General features: G+C 59.7%; 16 protein-coding genes. 10 read left to right on the top strand and 6 right to left on the bottom strand.

The window, feature by feature from the left end; genetic code table 11:
- The first annotated feature begins 13 nt into the window (after positions 1–13).
- The 9 genes from ACN9M3_RS23620 to ACN9M3_RS23580 all read left to right on the top strand — a co-directional run bounded on the left by ACN9M3_RS23620 (position 14) and on the right by ACN9M3_RS23580 (position 10927).
- Positions 14–958, top strand: coding sequence for a Bug family tripartite tricarboxylate transporter substrate binding protein (locus tag ACN9M3_RS23620; protein ID WP_426318795.1), 945 nt, complete (start codon positions 14–16; stop codon positions 956–958).
- 29 nt (positions 959–987) lie between these two features.
- Entirely contained in the window at positions 988–2070 is a 1083-nt protein-coding gene (locus ACN9M3_RS23615; RefSeq protein ID WP_426318794.1) for an ABC transporter substrate-binding protein, read from the top strand.
- 10 nt (positions 2071–2080) lie between these two features.
- Positions 2081–3856 carry an ABC transporter permease gene (locus ACN9M3_RS23610; protein ID WP_426318793.1) on the top strand — a complete coding sequence of 592 codons (1776 nt, stop codon included), beginning with the start codon at positions 2081–2083 and terminating at the stop codon, positions 3854–3856.
- Between the two features lie 28 nt (positions 3857–3884).
- The gene (locus tag ACN9M3_RS23605) at positions 3885–4946 is read left to right on the top strand and encodes an ABC transporter ATP-binding protein (protein ID WP_426323843.1); all 1062 of its coding nucleotides are present in this window, start codon (positions 3885–3887) and stop codon (positions 4944–4946) included.
- Complete coding sequence (locus ACN9M3_RS23600; protein ID WP_426318792.1) at positions 4934–6010, top strand: AbrB family transcriptional regulator; 1077 nt, start codon at positions 4934–4936, stop codon at positions 6008–6010. Before ACN9M3_RS23605 ends, ACN9M3_RS23600 begins: the two co-directional genes overlap by 13 nt.
- A 106-nt stretch (positions 6011–6116) precedes the next feature.
- Complete coding sequence (locus ACN9M3_RS23595) at positions 6117–8003, top strand: MFS transporter (protein WP_426318791.1); 1887 nt, start codon at positions 6117–6119, stop codon at positions 8001–8003.
- Between the two features lie 117 nt (positions 8004–8120).
- Positions 8121–8840: a hypothetical protein gene (locus tag ACN9M3_RS23590; protein WP_426318790.1), complete on the top strand. Its 720-nt coding sequence runs from the start codon at positions 8121–8123 to the stop codon at positions 8838–8840.
- 220 nt (positions 8841–9060) lie between these two features.
- The gene (locus ACN9M3_RS23585; protein WP_426318789.1) at positions 9061–10425 is read left to right on the top strand and encodes a reverse transcriptase family protein; all 1365 of its coding nucleotides are present in this window, start codon (positions 9061–9063) and stop codon (positions 10423–10425) included.
- 40 nt (positions 10426–10465) lie between these two features.
- On the top strand, positions 10466–10927 hold the full coding sequence (locus ACN9M3_RS23580; RefSeq protein WP_426318788.1) for a YaiI/YqxD family protein: 462 nt from the start codon (positions 10466–10468) through the stop codon (positions 10925–10927).
- Between the two features lie 45 nt (positions 10928–10972).
- Here the strand turns inward: ACN9M3_RS23580 and ACN9M3_RS23575 are convergent, their stop codons facing one another.
- The 3 genes from ACN9M3_RS23575 to ACN9M3_RS23565 all read right to left on the bottom strand — a co-directional run bounded on the left by ACN9M3_RS23575 (position 10973) and on the right by ACN9M3_RS23565 (position 12877).
- Entirely contained in the window at positions 10973–11242 is a 270-nt protein-coding gene (locus ACN9M3_RS23575; RefSeq protein WP_426318787.1) for a hypothetical protein, read from the bottom strand.
- A 108-nt stretch (positions 11243–11350) separates the two neighbouring features.
- On the bottom strand, positions 11351–11791 hold the full coding sequence (locus ACN9M3_RS23570) for a hypothetical protein (protein ID WP_426318786.1): 441 nt from the start codon (positions 11789–11791) through the stop codon (positions 11351–11353).
- A gap of 24 nt (positions 11792–11815) precedes the next feature.
- Positions 11816–12877 carry an SPFH domain-containing protein gene (locus ACN9M3_RS23565; RefSeq protein ID WP_426318785.1) on the bottom strand — a complete coding sequence of 354 codons (1062 nt, stop codon included), beginning with the start codon at positions 12875–12877 and terminating at the stop codon, positions 11816–11818.
- Between ACN9M3_RS23565 and ACN9M3_RS23560 the strand changes: the two genes are divergently transcribed.
- Positions 12858–13739, top strand: coding sequence for a hypothetical protein (locus ACN9M3_RS23560; RefSeq protein ID WP_426318784.1), 882 nt, complete (start codon positions 12858–12860; stop codon positions 13737–13739). The genes ACN9M3_RS23565 and ACN9M3_RS23560 overlap by 20 nt on opposite strands.
- 282 nt (positions 13740–14021) lie before the next feature.
- Here the strand turns inward: ACN9M3_RS23560 and ACN9M3_RS23555 are convergent, their stop codons facing one another.
- The 3 genes from ACN9M3_RS23555 to ACN9M3_RS23545 are packed head-to-tail and all read right to left on the bottom strand — an operon-like array spanning position 14022 to position 17054.
- Positions 14022–14288, bottom strand: coding sequence for a PAAR domain-containing protein (locus ACN9M3_RS23555; protein ID WP_426318783.1), 267 nt, complete (start codon positions 14286–14288; stop codon positions 14022–14024).
- Positions 14285–15385 (bottom strand): T6SS immunity protein Tli4 family protein, encoded by a 1101-nt coding sequence (locus tag ACN9M3_RS23550; protein WP_426163270.1) that lies wholly within the window; start codon positions 15383–15385, stop codon positions 14285–14287. Before ACN9M3_RS23550 ends, ACN9M3_RS23555 begins: the two co-directional genes overlap by 4 nt.
- The gene (locus ACN9M3_RS23545; protein WP_426318782.1) at positions 15375–17054 is read right to left on the bottom strand and encodes an esterase/lipase family protein; all 1680 of its coding nucleotides are present in this window, start codon (positions 17052–17054) and stop codon (positions 15375–15377) included. Before ACN9M3_RS23545 ends, ACN9M3_RS23550 begins: the two co-directional genes overlap by 11 nt.
- Positions 17055–17060 lie beyond the last annotated feature (6 nt).

Raw genomic sequence — 17060 nt, 5'->3', positions numbered from 1 at the left:
TCATAATGAAGCCATGAAGATCCTGTTTTCCATCTTCGCTGCTGTCCTGCTGCTGGCAGGGCGGGTGCACGCTGCGGAATGCATCGTGCCGTCCAAGCCGGGCGGTGCGATGGACCTGACGTGCAAGCTGGCCCAGAAGGGCCTGGCGACGGTGCCGGGCGGCCAGCCCATGAAGCTCGTGTATCGCCCGGGCGGGATCGGTGCCGTGGCATGGCACTCGCTGGTATCGCAGCGCCGCGCCGAACCGAACACCCTGGTGGCGTTTTCCGGCGGTTCACTGCTGAATCTCGCGCAGGGCAAGTTCGGCAAAGCCACTGCGGACGACGTGCGCTGGGTGGCGGCCTTGGGGGCGGACTACGGCATGATCGCGGTGCGCTCCGATTCGCCGTACAAGTCGCTGGCCGACCTGGTGGCGGCATTGAAGCGCGACCCTTCCAAAGTGCTGATCGGCGTCAGCGGCACCATCGGCAGCCAGGACTGGCTGAAGGTGGCCTTGCTGGTGCGCCAGGCAGGCCTGGACCCGAAAGTGCTGCGTTTCGTGGCACTGGAAGGCGGCGGCGAGTCCTTCACTGCCATGCAGGCCAACTACGTGCAGGTGGTGTCGGGCGATGCTTCCGAAGCCAACCTGGCCGGCAACACGATCCGCGTGCTGGCCGTGATGTCGGAAGAGCGTTTGCCAGGCAAGCTCGCTGCGGTGCCGACCGCTCGCGAGCAAGGCTACAACATCGTCTGGCCGGTCATTCGCGGCGTGTGGATGGGGCCGCAAGTTGCCGACGCCGACTACCAGCAATGGGTGAAAACCTTCGAGCACCTCATGGCGACGCCGGAATTCGCGAAGCTGCGAACGGAAGCGGGACTATATCCCTTCAGCCTGACAGGACAGGCACTCAACGAGTATGTGCATAAGGCCGTGGACGATTACGGCAAACGCGCCAGCCATCTAGGCCTGGTGCGCTAAACATCCCTCAAAAATTCTAGGAGACACAAATGATCAAGACGACCCTGGTGGCCGCCGCGGGCCTGTTCGCGTGCACCGCATTCGCACAATCGCCGGCAGGCTATCCTGCCGATTACCAGAAAGTCATCGATGCGGCGAAAAAAGAGGGCAAGCTGGTGGTGTACGGCGCCACTGACAGCAAGGCTGCACAGCCTCTGATCCGCGACTTCAATGCCCTGTACCCTGGCATCACCGTCGAATACAACGACATGAACTCGACCGAGGTGTACAACCGCTTCATCTCCGAAATGGCAGCGGGCGGCAACACCGCCGACGTGATGTGGTCGTCCGCCATGGACCTGCAGATGCGCCTGGCCTCCGACGGCTACGCGCTGAAATACAAATCGGTGGAAGCGTCCAAGATTCCCGGCTGGGCTGTGTGGGATGACCAGGCTTACGGCACGACCTTCGAGCCGGCCGCCATCGTCTACAACAAGCGCCTGGTCGATGCAAAAGAGGTACCGCAGACCCACGCCGACTTCGTGAAACTGATCCAGCAGCCGAAGTTCAAGGACAAGGTCACCACCTACGACATCGAGAAATCCGGTGTCGGCTTCATGTTCATGAGCCAGGACGCCAAGGAATACCCGAAATTCCTGGAACTGGAAAACGCCTTCGGCGAAGCCAAGGTGCGCGTGCAGTCTTCCACCGGCACCATGATGGAGCGCATCTCCTCCGGCGAAAACCTGATTGGCTACAACGTGCTGGGCTCTTACGCACTGGTGCGCGCCAAGACCGACCCTTCGATCGGCGTGCAACTGCCCAAGGACTATACCCTGGTGATGTCGCGCGTAATGTTCATCAACAAGGGCGCGAAGAACGTCAACGCCGCCAAGCTGTGGCTGGACTACACCCTATCGCACCGCGGCCAGACCATCATCGCCAACGAATCAAAGCTGTTCGCGATCCGTGCCGACGTGACCGGTGAAACCACTTCGTCCGACCTGGTCAAGCAAATCGGCCAGGACAAGATCAAACCGGTGCCGGTGCACCCGATCCTGCTGCAGTTCCTCGGCCCGCAGAAACGCATGGCCTTCCTGAAGCAGTGGAAAGAAACCGCTGGCAAGAAATAAGGAGTTGTAAATGACCACCGCGACTTTGCAGGGAAGTGGCCGCGCCGGCATCAACTGGCCGCGCGGGATTGTGGCAGTGCTGACCTGCACCGCCATCTTCCTGCCGCTGATCCTGATCTTTTACCAGAGCTTCCTGTCGGCGCCGTTCTTCATGCCCGGCAAGGAAGTCGGACTGGATGCCTTCCGCTTCATCTTCGATGACCCGGACTTTGCCGTGGCATTCAAGAATGGCTTGCTGCTGGCGGCAGGCCTGGCCGCCATCGCCGTGCCTTTGGGCGGCATGCTGGCTTTCCTGATGGTGCGCACCGACCTGCCGGGTCGCGGCTGGATTTCCCCGCTGCTGCTGGTGCCGATCTTCGTCTCGCCGATGGTGATGGGCTTCGGCTATGTGGTGTCGATGGGACCTGTTGGCTTCTACTCCACCTGGGTGAAGGACCTGATCGGCTTCATTCCCTGGAATGTGTATTCCTTCACCAGCATTGTGATCATCGCCGGCTTGACCCACGTGCCGCATGTCTACCTGTATGCGTCCTCGGCGCTGAAAAGCCTCGGTTCGGACGTGGAAGAAGCAGCCCGCGTGGCCGGCGCCTCGCCGCTGCAGGTGATGTTCAACGTGTCGCTGCCGATGATCATGCCGGCCCTGGCCTATGCGGGCGTGCTGGTGTTCTTCCTCGGCTTCGAAGTGTTCGGCCTGGTGCTGGTGCTGGGCGACCCGGAAGGCCACCTGGTGCTGCCGACCTACCTGTACAAACTGACCAACAAGCTGGGCACTCCGTCCTACCATTTGATGGCTGCCGTGGCCGTGTGCCTGGTGGCGGTGACCATGCCGCTGGTGATGATCCAGCGCTGGCTGCTGAAATCGGCCAACAAATACGTGTCGATCAAGGGCAAGGGCGCGCGCAGCAAGGCGCTGCCGCTGGGCCGCTGGAAGTGGCTGGCGTTTGCACTGCTGGGCGCATGGCTGCTGTTCACCATTGTGATGCCGCTGTCCGGCATTGCGCTGCGCTCCTTCGTGCAGTACTGGGGCGAGGGCGTGAAGCTGGCCGACGTGTTGACGCTGCAGCACTTCCGCGACATCTTCGAACAGCATGCGCTGATCCGCGGCATCATCAACACGGTGCTGATCGGCGTGATCGGCGGCGGCCTCGCGATCTTCTGCTACAGCTTCATCGCGCTGGCCATGCACCGCAAGCCGGACCTGCTGACCCGTATCCTCGACTACAGCGTGCTGGTGCCGCGTGCCGTCCCCGGCCTGCTGGCTGGCCTGGCTTTCCTGTGGGTGTTCCTGTTCGTGCCGAGCTGGCTGGACGGCATGCTCAAAGGCTCTGAAAACGGCCTGGCGGTCTGGCTGGTGGAAAACGCGATCCCTGCGCTGCGCAGCCTGCGTACCACCATCTTCGCGGTGTGGCTGGCGTACTCGGTAGTGTGGATGGCTTACGGCATGCGCCTGATTTCCACTGCGCTGCTGCAGGTCGGCCCTGAACTGGAAGAAGCTGCGCGCGCTGTCGGTGCCCGCCGCGGCCAGGTAACCCGCGACGTGACCCTGCCGCTGATCAAGTACGGCTTGCTGGGTGCGTGGCTGATGATTTTCCTGATCTTCGAACGTGAGTATTCGACAGGCGTGTACCTGCTGTCGCCGGGTACCGAAGTGATTGGCGCGCTGATCGTGTCGCTGTGGGCGGGTGGTTCGACCGACCTGGTGGCTGCACTTTCCTTCATCAACATCACCCTGGTCGGCATCGGCCTGGGTATCGCGCTGCGCTTCGGCGTCAAGCTGCATAACTGAGACATAGATCATGAAACGAGACCTCAAAATGAACGAACTGTCCGTCGAAGACTTGCACCTGGACTACGGTACCGGCGCCCACGCCAACCCGATCCTGAAGGGCGTGTCGATGCACCTGCAAAAAGGCGAAGTGGTGGCGCTGCTGGGCCCCTCGGGCAGCGGCAAGACCACGCTGCTGCGCGCCGTGGCCGGCCTGGAAAGCCCGCGCCTGGGCTCCATCGACATCGGCGAGCGCCGCGTGTTCGACGGCAGCAAGGGTTATGAAATGCCGGCCGAACAGCGCAACCTGGGCCTGGTGTTCCAGTCCTATGCGCTGTGGCCGCACAAGACCGTGGCGGAGAACGTGGCCTACGGCCTGAAGCTGCGCAAGATGAACAAGGAAGAAATCGGCCGCCGCGTGGGCGAGGTGCTGAAACAGCTGGGCCTGGGCCACCTGGGCGAGCGCTTCCCGCACCAGTTGTCGGGCGGCCAGCAGCAGCGCGTGGCGATTGCCCGTGCGCTGGTATACAACCCGCCGGTGATCCTGCTGGACGAGCCGCTGTCCAACCTGGACGCGAAACTGCGCGAGGAGGCGCGCGCCTTCCTGCGCGAACTGATCGTGCGTCTTGGCCTGTCGGCGCTGATGGTGACCCACGACCAGGATGAGGCGATGGCGATTTCCGACCGCATCCTGCTGCTCAATAACGGCAAGATCGAACAACAGGGCACGCCGCAGACAATGTACGAAACGCCGGAGACCTTGTTCACGGCTGAATTCATGGGCAGTAACAACCGCTTGCCTGGCAACCTGGTTTCGCGCGATGGCGACCGCGTGGTGATCGAGGTAGCCGGCACCAGGCTGCAGGCGACTGCGCGCGGCAAGGGCGGCGAAACGATCGCTCCGCTGATCCGGGTTGAAGAAGTGCGCGTGAACAGCAGCGAGGTGGAGAACTCGCTGCAGCTCGCGCTGGTCACCTGCATGTACCTTGGTGATCGCTGGGAGTGCCTGTTCAAGCGCGGCGACATCAGCGTGCGCGCTCATTCGAAATACCGCCTGCAGGACGGCCAGTACTGGCTGCAACTGCCGGCCGACAAGCTGTGGGTCTTCTGACCCGCCACCGTTGCTTCCTCCAAGCTTTGGCGGCCGGCTTGCTGGCCGCTTTTTTTTGCAGGTGGCTCGATACTCCGCTGCCCTGGCTGATCGGGCCATTGTTCGCCAGTGCGGCGCTGCGCATCGCCGGCGTCGACCTGTGCTGCCCGGTTCCCGCACGCGCGGCGGGGCAGTGGGCAATCGGCACGATGCTTGGCCTGTACTTTACGCCCGCAGTGTTGGCGGTGGTGGCCGCGCGTGCCGGCTATATTGCGTTGGCTGTCGCGTTTGCGCTGGCGTTGGGATGCCTGTGCGCCTGGCTGCTCAAACGGCTGGCGGACGTCAGCGCTGCCACGGCGTTCTTCTCCATGGCGCTTGGCGGCGCCTTCGAGATGGCCGTGCAGGGCGAGCGGCATGGCGCTGTGGCGCAGCATGTGGCGGCGGCGCAGGGCGTGCGGCTGATGTTCGTGGTCAGCTTCCTGCCATTCGTGCTGCGTTACTGGAGCAGGCATGGCATGCCGCCGCTGCCGGCCGGCGCGTCACTTGCGCCAGCGAGGGCAGTTGCGGCGCTGCCGCCCGGCGCGGCGGAAGCATTGCTGGCATTCGGCCTGCTGGCCGGGGTCACATGTGCCATGGGATGGCTGCTGTGGAAGCGCGGCGTGCCGAACGCCTGGGTACTCGGCCCCCTGTTCGGCGCCGGGCTGCTGGCGGCGGCGCAAGTGCCGGTCGGCGCCGTGCCTGAATGGATGGTGCGCACCGGCCAGCTTTGCATCGGCCTGTCGCTTGGCACCCGCTTCACGCCAGGCTTCTTGCACACTGCGCCGCGCTTCATGGCGGCCGTGGCCGCCTGCACGGCAACGGCGCTGGGACTGGCAGCGCTTTTCGGCCTGGTGCTGGCGAAATTCGGCGGCCTGCATCCAGCAACAGCCTTGTTGGCGACATCACCCGGCGGGATCGCGGAAATGGCGCTCACCGCACGCGCATTGCACGTTGAAGTCCCGGTGGTAACGGCCTTCCACGTATGCCGGATGGTGGTGCTAGTATTGGCCGTCGGCCCGGCATTTCGCCGACTGCTACGCATGTGACGCTGCTGTCGAAAAGTATTAAATTTCGATACTTTGACAAGTCGGGTTGAGAGCTTGGGCAATGTGCTGTATGTTGTCGATATTTTCACTATTCCCGTGACGCAACATGAGCCATCCCAGCCAGTTCGATCTCCTGAAACAACGCCGCTTCGCGCCGTTTTTCTGGACCCAATTCCTCGGCGCGTTTAACGACAACCTGTTCAAAACCGCGCTCGTGGTGGCGCTGGCGTTCGAAGCGTCAAGCTGGACCACCCTTGACCCGTCGCTGATCACCAACCTGGTGCCCGGCCTGTTCATCCTGCCATACGTGCTGTTCTCCGCCACTTCCGGCCAGATTGCCGAGAAAGTAGAGAAGGGCAAGCTGGCGCGCTTCATCAAGTGGCTGGAAATTGGCATCATGGCCGTCGCGGCCGTCGGCTGGTTCACCCACACGCTGGCGTTGCTGTTGGTCGCCGTCTTCGGCATGGGCATGCACTCGACACTGTTTGGCCCCGTCAAATACGCCTACATGCCGCAGCACCTGAAGCCGGAAGAACTCACCGGCGGCAACGGCATCGTTGAAATGGGCACCTTCGTCGGCATCCTGCTTGGCCAGGTATTCGGCGCCATCATCGTCAATCACAAGCCCGGCGGCATCACCTGGCTCGCTGCCGCCACGGTATTTTTCGCGGTCGCAGGCCTGGTCACTGCGCACGGCATCCCGAAAACGCCAGCGCCGCAGCCCGACCTGAAAGTGAACTGGAATCCCTTCACCGAATCGATCCGCAACCTGCGCTTCTCGGCCGGCAACCGTTCCGTCTTCCTGTCCATGCTGGGCAACTCCTGGTTCTGGTTCTATGGCGCGATCGTGCTGGCCCAGTTCCCGGTCTATGCCAAGGACTACCTGAAAGGCGACAACAGCGTCTTCGTGCTGTTGTTGACCATGTTCTCGCTGGGGATCGGCGCCGGCTCGCTGCTGTGCGAAAAGCTCTCCGGCCGCAAAGTGGAAATCGGCCTGGTGCCGTTCGGTTCCATCGGCCTGTCGGTGTTCGGCATCGACCTGTACCTGGCCAGCCAGGGCTACAGCGCACCAGGCGAAGTCAATGCCTACGCCATGGTCATGCTGCCCGGCGCATGGCGCATCATCTTCGACGTGGTGATGATCGGCGTGTTCGGCGGCTTCTTTATCGTCCCATTGTTCGCACTGATCCAGCTGCGCGCGGACCCGCAACACCTGTCGCGCACTATCGCCGGCATGAACATCATGAACGCGCTGTTCATGGTGGTGGCGACCGGCGTGGCAATCGTGCTGCTGGGCCAGGGCTTCACGATTCCGCAGGTGTTCCTCGCCACCGCGATCATGAACGCCATTGTGGCGGCGTACATCTTCTCCCTGGTGCCCGAGTTCCTGATGCGCTTCCTGGCGTGGCTCCTGATCCATACCGTGCACAATGTGAAGACTATCGATGCCGACCGCATCCCGGAAGAAGGCGGCGCCGTCCTGGTCTGCAACCACGTGAGCTACGTTGATGCGATCGTGATCGTGGCCGCCAGCCCGCGCCCGATCCGCTTCGTGATGGACCACCGCATCTTCAAGACCCCATTCTTCGGCTGGATCTTCCGTACTGCCAAGGCGATTCCAATTGCACCTGCCAAGGAAGACCCATGGCTGATGGAAAAAGCCTTTGTCGACATCGCGCAAGCGCTGCATGAAGGCGAACTGGTTTGCATTTTCCCTGAAGGCAAGCTGACCAGTACTGGCGAGATGAATGAGTTCAAAGGCGGCATCAGCAAGATCATCGAGCGCACCAAGGTGCCGGTGATTCCGATGGCGCTGCGCGGCCTGTGGGGCCACCTGCTTAGCCGCAGCAAGGATGGCTTGCTGGAGCGCGCCTTCCGCAAGGGCTTCCGTTCGCAGCTCTCGCTGGCAGTCGGCCAGCCGGTCGAACCGACCGAAGTGAGTCCGGAACTGCTGTATCGCCAGGTAGCAGAACTGAGGGGCGACTGGAAGTAGAAAAATGTCGTTAATGGTCTAAGCGGGCTACATACCTCTACATACAAAGGCGCCATCCCGGCGCCTTTGGTCCTTTTTACAATTGGTTTTCCAAAACTTTTGTGAGAAGGGCAGTCAATGAAAACAATCCTGAGAACCGGCATCTCCGTCGCCATGCTGTCCCTGCTGGCTGCTTGCGGTGGCGGCAACGAGACTGACAATCGTCCTAAACAGGTCTCGGCATCGGTGGACTTCGACAAGGATGGCGTTACTGGCTGGACCGGGAGTTCCTCGGACTATACGCCGGAGACTGCGCCGACCAATGTCGTCGTCGAGCAGCGCACGCTGCCAGCTCCGCTGACCGGCAAGGGTTACCTGGTTGGCGGCACCAATCGTAGCGACGACCTGTTCCTGTTTGTGAAGAAGCAGTTCTCCGGCCTGGCCAAGAACACCACCTACAACATCAACTTCTCGCTCAAATTTGCCAGCAATGCGCAGACAGGATGCATGGGCGTGGGCGGGGCGCCGGGCGAAGCGGTGTGGGTCTATGCGGGCGCCACGGCCATCGAGCCAAAGGCAGTCACGGTCAACAACGCGATCCGCATGAATATCGATCGCGGCAACCAGGCCGAAGGCGGCAAGGAGGCGCAAGTGATCGGCAATATCGCCAACGGCCAGGCTTGCGGCACCGCGGTGTCCTATGCCAGCAAGACGCTGAAGAACGACAAGGCGCAGAAGGTGACGACCGATGCGAATGGCGCGGTATGGATCCTCCTGGGCATCGATTCGGGCTTTGAGGCCTACTCGCAGGTGTTCCTGCAGAGTATCCAGCTCGACGCCATTCCAGCGACGCTGTAAGCGCGGCAGTGTTGACCTGCCAGCAAAAGTAACCTACTGTGTCGGCGGGGCGGAACCGTCAAGCCGGCATGTCCATGCTTCGTGCAGGGACAGCCTCTGCGGGGTTACCCCGCGGGATGTTTAATGTTCTGCATTTCGCCGCATGAGCCGCATTGCGCTTGCGCGCAAGAGCGCTCACGCATCACGAGACTCGTTGACGGCTCTCCGCTCCTTCAATTGTATGGATATCGAAAAACTCACTGCGCTGGCTCTGGCCGACACGATGCTGGCCACGGACGGCAGCCCGGAGAACCTGGTCGCCGCATGCACCCGTGTGTTCGCTGCGTCGCAGCCGTGGGCGCCCGGCATCTGCATGGCGCTCGCTCTCCGAACCGGAGAGAACTTCCATTACTTCAGCCGGCACGAGCTGGCAGATATCCTGCTGGAGCTTCTTGGGCGCGGATGCGTGGACATTGGTGAAGATGACGAGGCCGGAGACAGCGCACCGCCTTTCATCGAGCTTCCGGCCGTGCGGCGCTATTGCATTGACCAGCCGCGACGTCCCCCAAAGCCGGCGTGGCTCGCCGCACTCGCGCTACCGGAACTGTCAACGGTCGGCGACCTGGCCGCCTTGCTGAATGAGCCCGTCGGCGCACTGCGCTGGTTTGCCGACCAGTGGCGCATCGCGCGCGACGAGCAATCGCGCCTGCAGCATTATCACTACCGTTGGGTGCCAAAGCGTAGTGGCGGCCAGCGGTTGATCGAGATTCCCAAAGAGCGGCTACGCCGCATCCAGCAGTCAATCCTGCGCCGGATACTGGACCTGGTGCCGCCGCATCCATCGGCACATGGCTTCCGGCGCGGACACTCCTGCGTCACGCACGCGGCCCGTCATGCAGGCCAGCATGCGGTCATCCGCATGGACCTGAAGGATTTCTTCCCGAGCATCCAGCACTCGCGCGTCCAGGCGCTGTTTGAAAAGCTGGGCTACCCGGAGAGCGTCGCCGGCACGCTCGCGCGCATCTGCGTCAACCGTGCGCCCCATGGCCTGTTCCGCGACAGGCGGGCAGGAGGCTCGCTAGCCTGGTCCGAGCGCCAGGCATTGAAATCGCCGCATTTGCCGCAGGGTTCGCCGTGCTCGCCTGCACTGGCAAACCTTTGCGCATACCGTCTCGACATTCGGCTTGAATCGCTGGCGCGGTCGATGGGAGCGTCGTATAGCCGCTACGCCGACGACCTTGCTTTTTCCGGTGGCGAGGAGTTCGCGCGGTCCGCAGAGCGTTTCCATATCCAGGCTGCTGCAATTGCATTGGAAGAGGGCTTTCGCGTGAACACCCGCAAAACGCGGTTGATGCGCGAAGGGACGCGGCAGCAGGTGACGGGCATCGTCATCAACGCACATCCGAACATTGCGCGCGACGAGTACGACAGGCTCAAGGCGGTGCTGACGAATTGCATGCGTCATGGTCCCGCATCGCAGAACCGGCAGAACCATCCCAACTTTCAGTCCTACCTGGCAGGCAGGATTTCTTATGTGGCGATGGTAAATTCTGATCGTGCAGCCAAGCTTCAGCGCCTATTTGAGAAAATAGTTTGGCCAACTTGATTACAATGTCTGATTCTTTTTATCGGATTCGATGTAATTCATGCATATTTGGGTAGATGCGGATGCCTGTCCCGCAGTCATCAAGGACATTCTGTTCCGCGTGGCGGACCGCACGCAGATCGAGGTCACGCTGGTGGCCAACCAGTTAATCCGCGTGCCGGGGTCCCGTTTTATCCGCGCATTGCAAGTGCCGGCAGGCGCGGATGCCGCCGATGCGGAGATCGTCGAACGCGTCAGCGCTGGCGATATCGTCGTCACTGCCGATATACCCCTGGCCGCCCAGGTGCTGGAGAAGGGCGGCCTGCCGCTCAATCCACGTGGCGAGTGGTACACCAAAGACACCATCGCGCAGCAATTGACGATGCGGGCATTCATGGAAGAACTGCGCGGTGCGGGCGTCGACACTGGCGGACCTTCGGCCTTCAGTCAAGGCGACCGTCAGAACTTTGCCAACTCGCTGGATCGAGAATTGGCGCGCAGAAGGCAAGGCCGACCTGCGTAAGTCCCGATCACGGTCAAAGTCCGGCTGGAGCTGCACTTGCTCGGCTCACTTTGCGTCGAGCCCTTTGTTAAGGACATCGGCAACGACAGTATTCAAGTCGAGCCCACGGTCGTTGGCCAGGTCGTGCAAACGCTTCACCAGGTCGCTATTCAGCTTGACTGCAAACGGTACCAGGCCAAGAGCCTGATCGCGTTTGCGCTGTTCGCGCTTGTCGACGGCAGGGCTGGCCGTGGTGCCGAACGAAGTCGCGCCCGGTGCGACCATCTTGCCCATCAGCTTTTTCGCGTCGTTCTTTGCCAAGTCTGTTTTCTTCACATCGCTCTCCAATCAAAAGGCGCAATTCTACGCGCTTGGCCAAGTGGCTCGTTAACGCATTCTCCGTGACATCATAAGATCCAAAGCTGGCCGAGATCTTGATCGCTCCTACTTGAGCGCGTGATTTCCCGGCGCGCGCTGCGCCACGACGCGTTCCACTTCATCGCAAATCTCCTGGGGGAATGGCCACTCATTGCATGGAATCGTATTTTCATCGAGGAAGTCCTGGGCGGCACGCAGGATAAATTCGGTCTCCGCTATCACCCGCTGCGAGTGCCAGCATACGATGTCGATTTCTGATTTGGCGCGTGCCAGGCTGTTCGCGACCGATAGTGCGGCGTCGAAATCCCTCGTCGCGCCAACTGCACTGCGCGCCGCAAGGGCCATTGCGTATTGTGCCGCACAAACCCATACGTGGGAGCGGGCGCCGCGTGACTTATCGAGGAAACCGCAGACGTCCTGCAATGAACTGCAGGCCTTCAGTTCCGGTACGAGTGTAGTTTGAGGTAGCTGTTTCATGTAAGTGGGCATGAGAAAGCGGGCCGGCATTCTCGTACCAGCCCGCGTCGAAGATTATTCCTTCTCAGTGGTTGCGGTCAGCTCGCCTGCCTTGATGGCGCTCATCAAGCCAAGCAGGGTGCTGAAGGCGTTGTTGTCGCCGCCACCCATCTGGATCTGCGGCACCAGCGGAATCCTGGACGCCTCGAACGCTTCGGCCAGGCGCAGCATCACGGTCTGCATCAGCTGCTTGTCGGCGCCTTCGCCTTGCATTGCCTCGGATTTGGCCTGGATCGCGGCGGCTTCCGCTTCACCCACCGAGCGGATCGCGGATGCGCGGCCCGAACCCTCCATCTCCTGCTTGAAGCGTTCGCCCTGCGCCAGCGCTTCGATCTCCTGGCGGCGCTTCTCGGCGGCCTTCACGTTCGCGGCGCCCTGGTTCTCCTTGATCGAGATGTCGACAAGCGAGCCGGTCAGCTCTTTCTGCTTGGCGGCGCGCTGTTCTGCTTCATTCAGCTCGCGTTCCTTGTCGGCGGCGATCTGCTTCTGCGCGAACGTTTCTACCTGTTCGCGGGCAATCTGGCGGTCGCGCAGCTGGGCCATGATGTTCTCGATCTTGTAGTCGCCTTGCTGCGGCTTCGGCGTGCCGATCAAGACCTCCTGGAACTCCAGCGAGTACGCCTGGAAGCGTTGCCTCATGTCTTCCGAAGCGTTGTGCTGCAACTCGCTGCGCGACTGGATCAGTTCAATGAAGGCCTTGGTCTGCGAGACGTTCTTGAAGTAGGAGGACACCATCGGGTCCAGCGTCTGTTCCACCAGTTGCGCCACGTTGCCGAAGCGCTGTACCGCCATCGGCGCCTTCCGATAGTCGATGTGCACCACGACCGACAGCGGTAGCTGAGGCTCGAAGGCATCCTTGGTGATCAAGGTAATTTCTCTCAGGTTCTTGTCGAAGCTGGAACCGCTTTCGCCCGACTTCCACATCAGCACAAAGTTCGTGGTCGGTACCAGCTCGATCTTGCCGGCGTAAGTGTTGAAGGCATATTTGCCCGGCATGAGCGGGTCGCGCCACACACCGCGGCAGCCGCTTTCCACCAGCTCGCCGTGCGAGTATTCGGTGCCGGACCAAATCAGCACCCTTGCGTCCCGTGTAAGATACCACCACGCCGACGAAGCCGACCGGAATCACGGTCTTCTTGATGAACTCCACCGTCGCGAACAGGCGGTTGATGAAGTAGGTACCTTCCACCAGCAAGCGTTCCTGGCGGCCACGGCGACCACCGGCGGCGATGAACTTCTCAGGTTCCTGGTAGGAGTTGTGGGTATCGCCCACATCCGGCGCCAGCAGTTCGTCCTTGAGCAGGCCAGGACCATCCTGCACGGTGACCACGGCCAGCTGGTCGGAATCGTGCGAGCCGGTGGTTTCCTTGATGACGACAGGCGTAAACCCGTTGCGGTCGTCGAGCAGGCCGCGCATTTGTTCGTAGTAGATTTTTTCCTTGGCGTCGAGCGACATCGAGTACGTCGCTTCACCGGTCATCACTACGAACAGGGCTGGGTTGATGATGTGCGTACCTTCGCGCAGGATCTTGCGCTGCGGGCCTTTCTGCCCGCCGTTATTGAGGAAAGCGCGCACGTCGCGGAAGTCGTCGATGCCGGAGTTGTCTGCCAGGGTCTGGCCGGCGGGCAGGTCGATACCGTCACGTGCGAAGACGTAGCCGATGGTGCCTTGGGTGACGGACACCATTGGGTGAATGTGGACACGGTACTGGAACGGCGCGAAGAAGTGGAAACCGCCGCGGCGGAGTTCTGGCTGCAGGCCTGCTTCGCCATTCAGTGCGAGCAGCCCGCTTTGCACGGAGCCGGACGGGTTCCAGAGTTTTTCAACAACCCCGATACGGTCGTTCGAGATGTACTTGATGACGCCGGAAATCAACAACAACAGCAATGCAGCAAACAGAATCGCTGTTACAACGATGAGGCCAAACAGCTGGCTTGACATACATACCTTTCGGTTGTGGATAAAGCAGGGAACACGAATGCGTCACGGCGACGCATGTAGGCGCGCGTAAAGTCAGCGTCGCGGCGGGGCCGTGATGGACAAAGGGGCAGGGTGGTTGGCATAAGCCAGCGGGAGGAACTGCGGTTGCGCGTTGAGCACTGGTGACACGAGGTCGAACACGATTTTTTGTTATTGCTCTTCAATGAGTGCGTGAAATCATTCTGGCACACCTTGATAAAAATTAAAGATGCTGCACTGCGATTAGAGCTTTTTCTCTAATCAGGTTGAGGCGAAGCTTGTTGCTGTCGAAAGCAGTGTCGCGCCACAGCTCGTCTTGTCGCCCTCGTAGGCGACAGCTTTACCGTTGACTAGATGGCCGCTGTTGCCGCTGACAATGACGCAGTTCTGGTGGCCAGTGATCGGGCATGTACATCGATCACCTACCAGGGCGACTGGCTTTCCGCTGACACGAAATTGCGGGGCACTTGTGGCGACCACCTTCCCGCCATGAGAGGTTGGATCGCCAACTCGGATGACGTTTTTCATTTCGCGGTGTTTGTACTTTTGGTTTTAGGCACTGTGGGGCGTTCTCGAATTGAACCGATCAGGCGGTCCCACAACGCAATAGCCTCCGCATCGCTGATGCTCGGCGTTTTGGCTCCTTGAGTGTCTCCATCAACGCCAGAATGTAGCGCCAGGTCCAGCACTGGCAACATCGGATTCATTGGTTCGCCGTGGCTGACGAATGCAAATTCATGTGACTGATGTTCGTCTTTCTGGGCGGGTTTCCACGCCGCGACCTCGAAGCCTGTCCAGCCTCCAATAGTTCGATTGCCGCGCCTGAAGAATTTGATCCTGGAATACCAATCTGCGCCGCCTCGCTTCTTGGCTTCTTGCTCGGCGCCTACAATGCGCCACTCCAGTCCATCAGACTCCACCAGATCGGATTTGGCGGTCATATCGATCGAAAAATGGACGTCATTCAGCCTGACGCCAAGTGTTACGCGCTCGGTGTTAAATTCATCGAGAGGAGCGATGAGGGCACCGTCGATGCACATTCCTGGAGAGGTAGGAATTTCGTCGTCAGCTCGTTGGTGGACCCTTCTGCTTATTGCGTTTAGATGAGCCAATAGTTCTTGGTAATCATCAGTCTTTTTATAAGCGAAACCCCACGCAAGGAACAAGTCGTGACCGATTGGGGTATAGGAACGAAGCTCGTACTCATCTTCATTTGATCCTCTCATCGCGAAGACAATCTTTTGGCCTGGAACTGCCCCATCGATGATCTTACCGAGCATTGGCCCGGCATCACCCAACACTGTACTCGTGAGTTTCTTCTTCTCGGATGTTTCCGCTTGATCTGCTTTTAAAATTGAGTCGAGCTTTGCAACGCCAGAAGGAATAACGGCGATGTCAGCGCCGAGGTAGGCCGGGCCATATACCACCTCCGCTTGGGCTGGAACATCAATGAGAAAGCGCCCGATGCAATAGGTCTTTGTCTTTTCGAACCATCTTGAGATTTGATCATGTTTGGTTTTCATTTTAACTCCGGAGGTTTTATCGGCACCGGTTGCCTGAATAGGGGCTGCAGCCAGAATCCCGATCAGTGCGCTCAGAATCACGTCAGAAAATTTATGAGACATCGTTCCACCTCATCGTTTGAATGATCTTCACAAGCGAGTACAAAGTAGATCGAAGCGCAGCTTCATCCTTATAGCTATCTTGATGTTCATACCCGGATTGTCGAAATATCCCTTTCACCTTGCCGCTCTGGCGTTGATGATCTGAAGACCGCAGTGGCACTGTTTGATCACCGGCTCCTACGGACGGGCCTAGAGAGATTTTTATCGAACGTTTGTCTTGCGCGGTCTGGACCTTGAATTTGCCTTGCTGATTGTCTTCAGTAATGGCGAGATTTTCCCAGCCAAGATAAAGCTGGCCTTCCCCCACATTCCATCCGATGGTTTCCCATGAGTTGCGGTCGACGTCAGATCCATAGTGTGCGTAGGTATTGGGGTGGAAAAAATCCGCGATCATTTCGTGGAATCTTTGTGCAAGCCCTAGATACCGAAATGTCCTGCTTATGCTGACACCTTGTATTTTTGCTGGATTGAGCCATTCCTCCCGAATGAGTCGGTACCACTCGGTGCGCAATTTATATATTTCGTTGTAAGGGTTTCCATAGGTAGGTAGGCGCCTTATCAAGTTATTCCCCTGACGTATTTCTAACCAGCCATTTCCATATGCTGCACTCGGCAAGAGCTGCAATCCTCCCTGTGAGTTGCCAAGGACTGCAGTGACCTCTGGTCCAAAGTTACCAAGGACTTTTGGGGCAGGGGCCCATCCGACCAGGCCCTCTTCAAAGCCACAACGCATTCGCCGGTAAGCGGCAGGTGCGCCACGGGAAGGCATCACCCCATGCACGATGCCCTGGATTTTTTCCATGGCACCTCCAATTTCGGGATGCACCAAAGCACGCGCGACCAGTCCTCCCATGGAGTGTGTGACGACAATGACTTTCTCGCAGTGGAAGCCATTAGAGGAATATTCGGCAATCAGTGCATTTATGCGTGCAGCGATTTTCGTGGCAGAGATCGCGTTAGATTCTAGCCAGTTGTACCCCATTGCATGAACAGGGAACCAGGCCGACGAGAGAGCGTCTTTGATATCGCTCATGCTTAGCGGAGGGATAACAGGTGTATCGGTGGCTTGCCAATTCCGAGGAGATTGGGTAGCGATGTCTTTCCAGGCATCGTCGATGTCTGGAGCGTTCAACTTCGATTCACACTGTTCCAGAAGAATGCGATAGCTTGAATATAGAATTTCCTGCCATCCGCGACGCTTTGCTTTGTCCCTCTTTGATCTCCTTGGTATGACTGTAGCTGGATCATCAGTAAGAAGAGGGGAGTTCGGCGTAAAGGGAAGGTCAACATCAAGTCCGCCAATGGCATGCCTGTCATCGGACGTTTCCTTTCGCGTGCCCGTTGGGCTTCGGCCATTGTCATATGTATCAACCTCTGTCGCATCTGGGTCCAGCGCTAGTTGGCGATACGCCGGCGTTACCGACATAAGATCAAGTGCCTCGCCTTTCCTGTCCGGCCGCCATGCAATGTTGTTCTTTTTCTTGAGCGTCCACTGCCTCGGCTGCGACATGCGCAGGTTTGATCCCATGATCCCAGGTAGAAAGACGATGGGTATGACCTTCTTGGGCGGAACAACGAAACGCTGTGGGCGTTTGTCCTCCTTGGGAGTGCAAAAGCCTTCGGACTTGGTGCCGCCGGTTTCGGGGCGAATGGGCAGTTGGATTGACATACTTCA

The sequence above is a fragment of the Pseudoduganella sp. R-43 genome (genome assembly GCF_049913255.1).
Classification (GTDB): Bacteria; Pseudomonadota; Gammaproteobacteria; order Burkholderiales; family Burkholderiaceae_D; genus Rugamonas.
The sequence above is the reverse complement of the archived record's forward strand: the minus strand, read 5'-3'. Positions and strand labels throughout refer to the sequence as shown.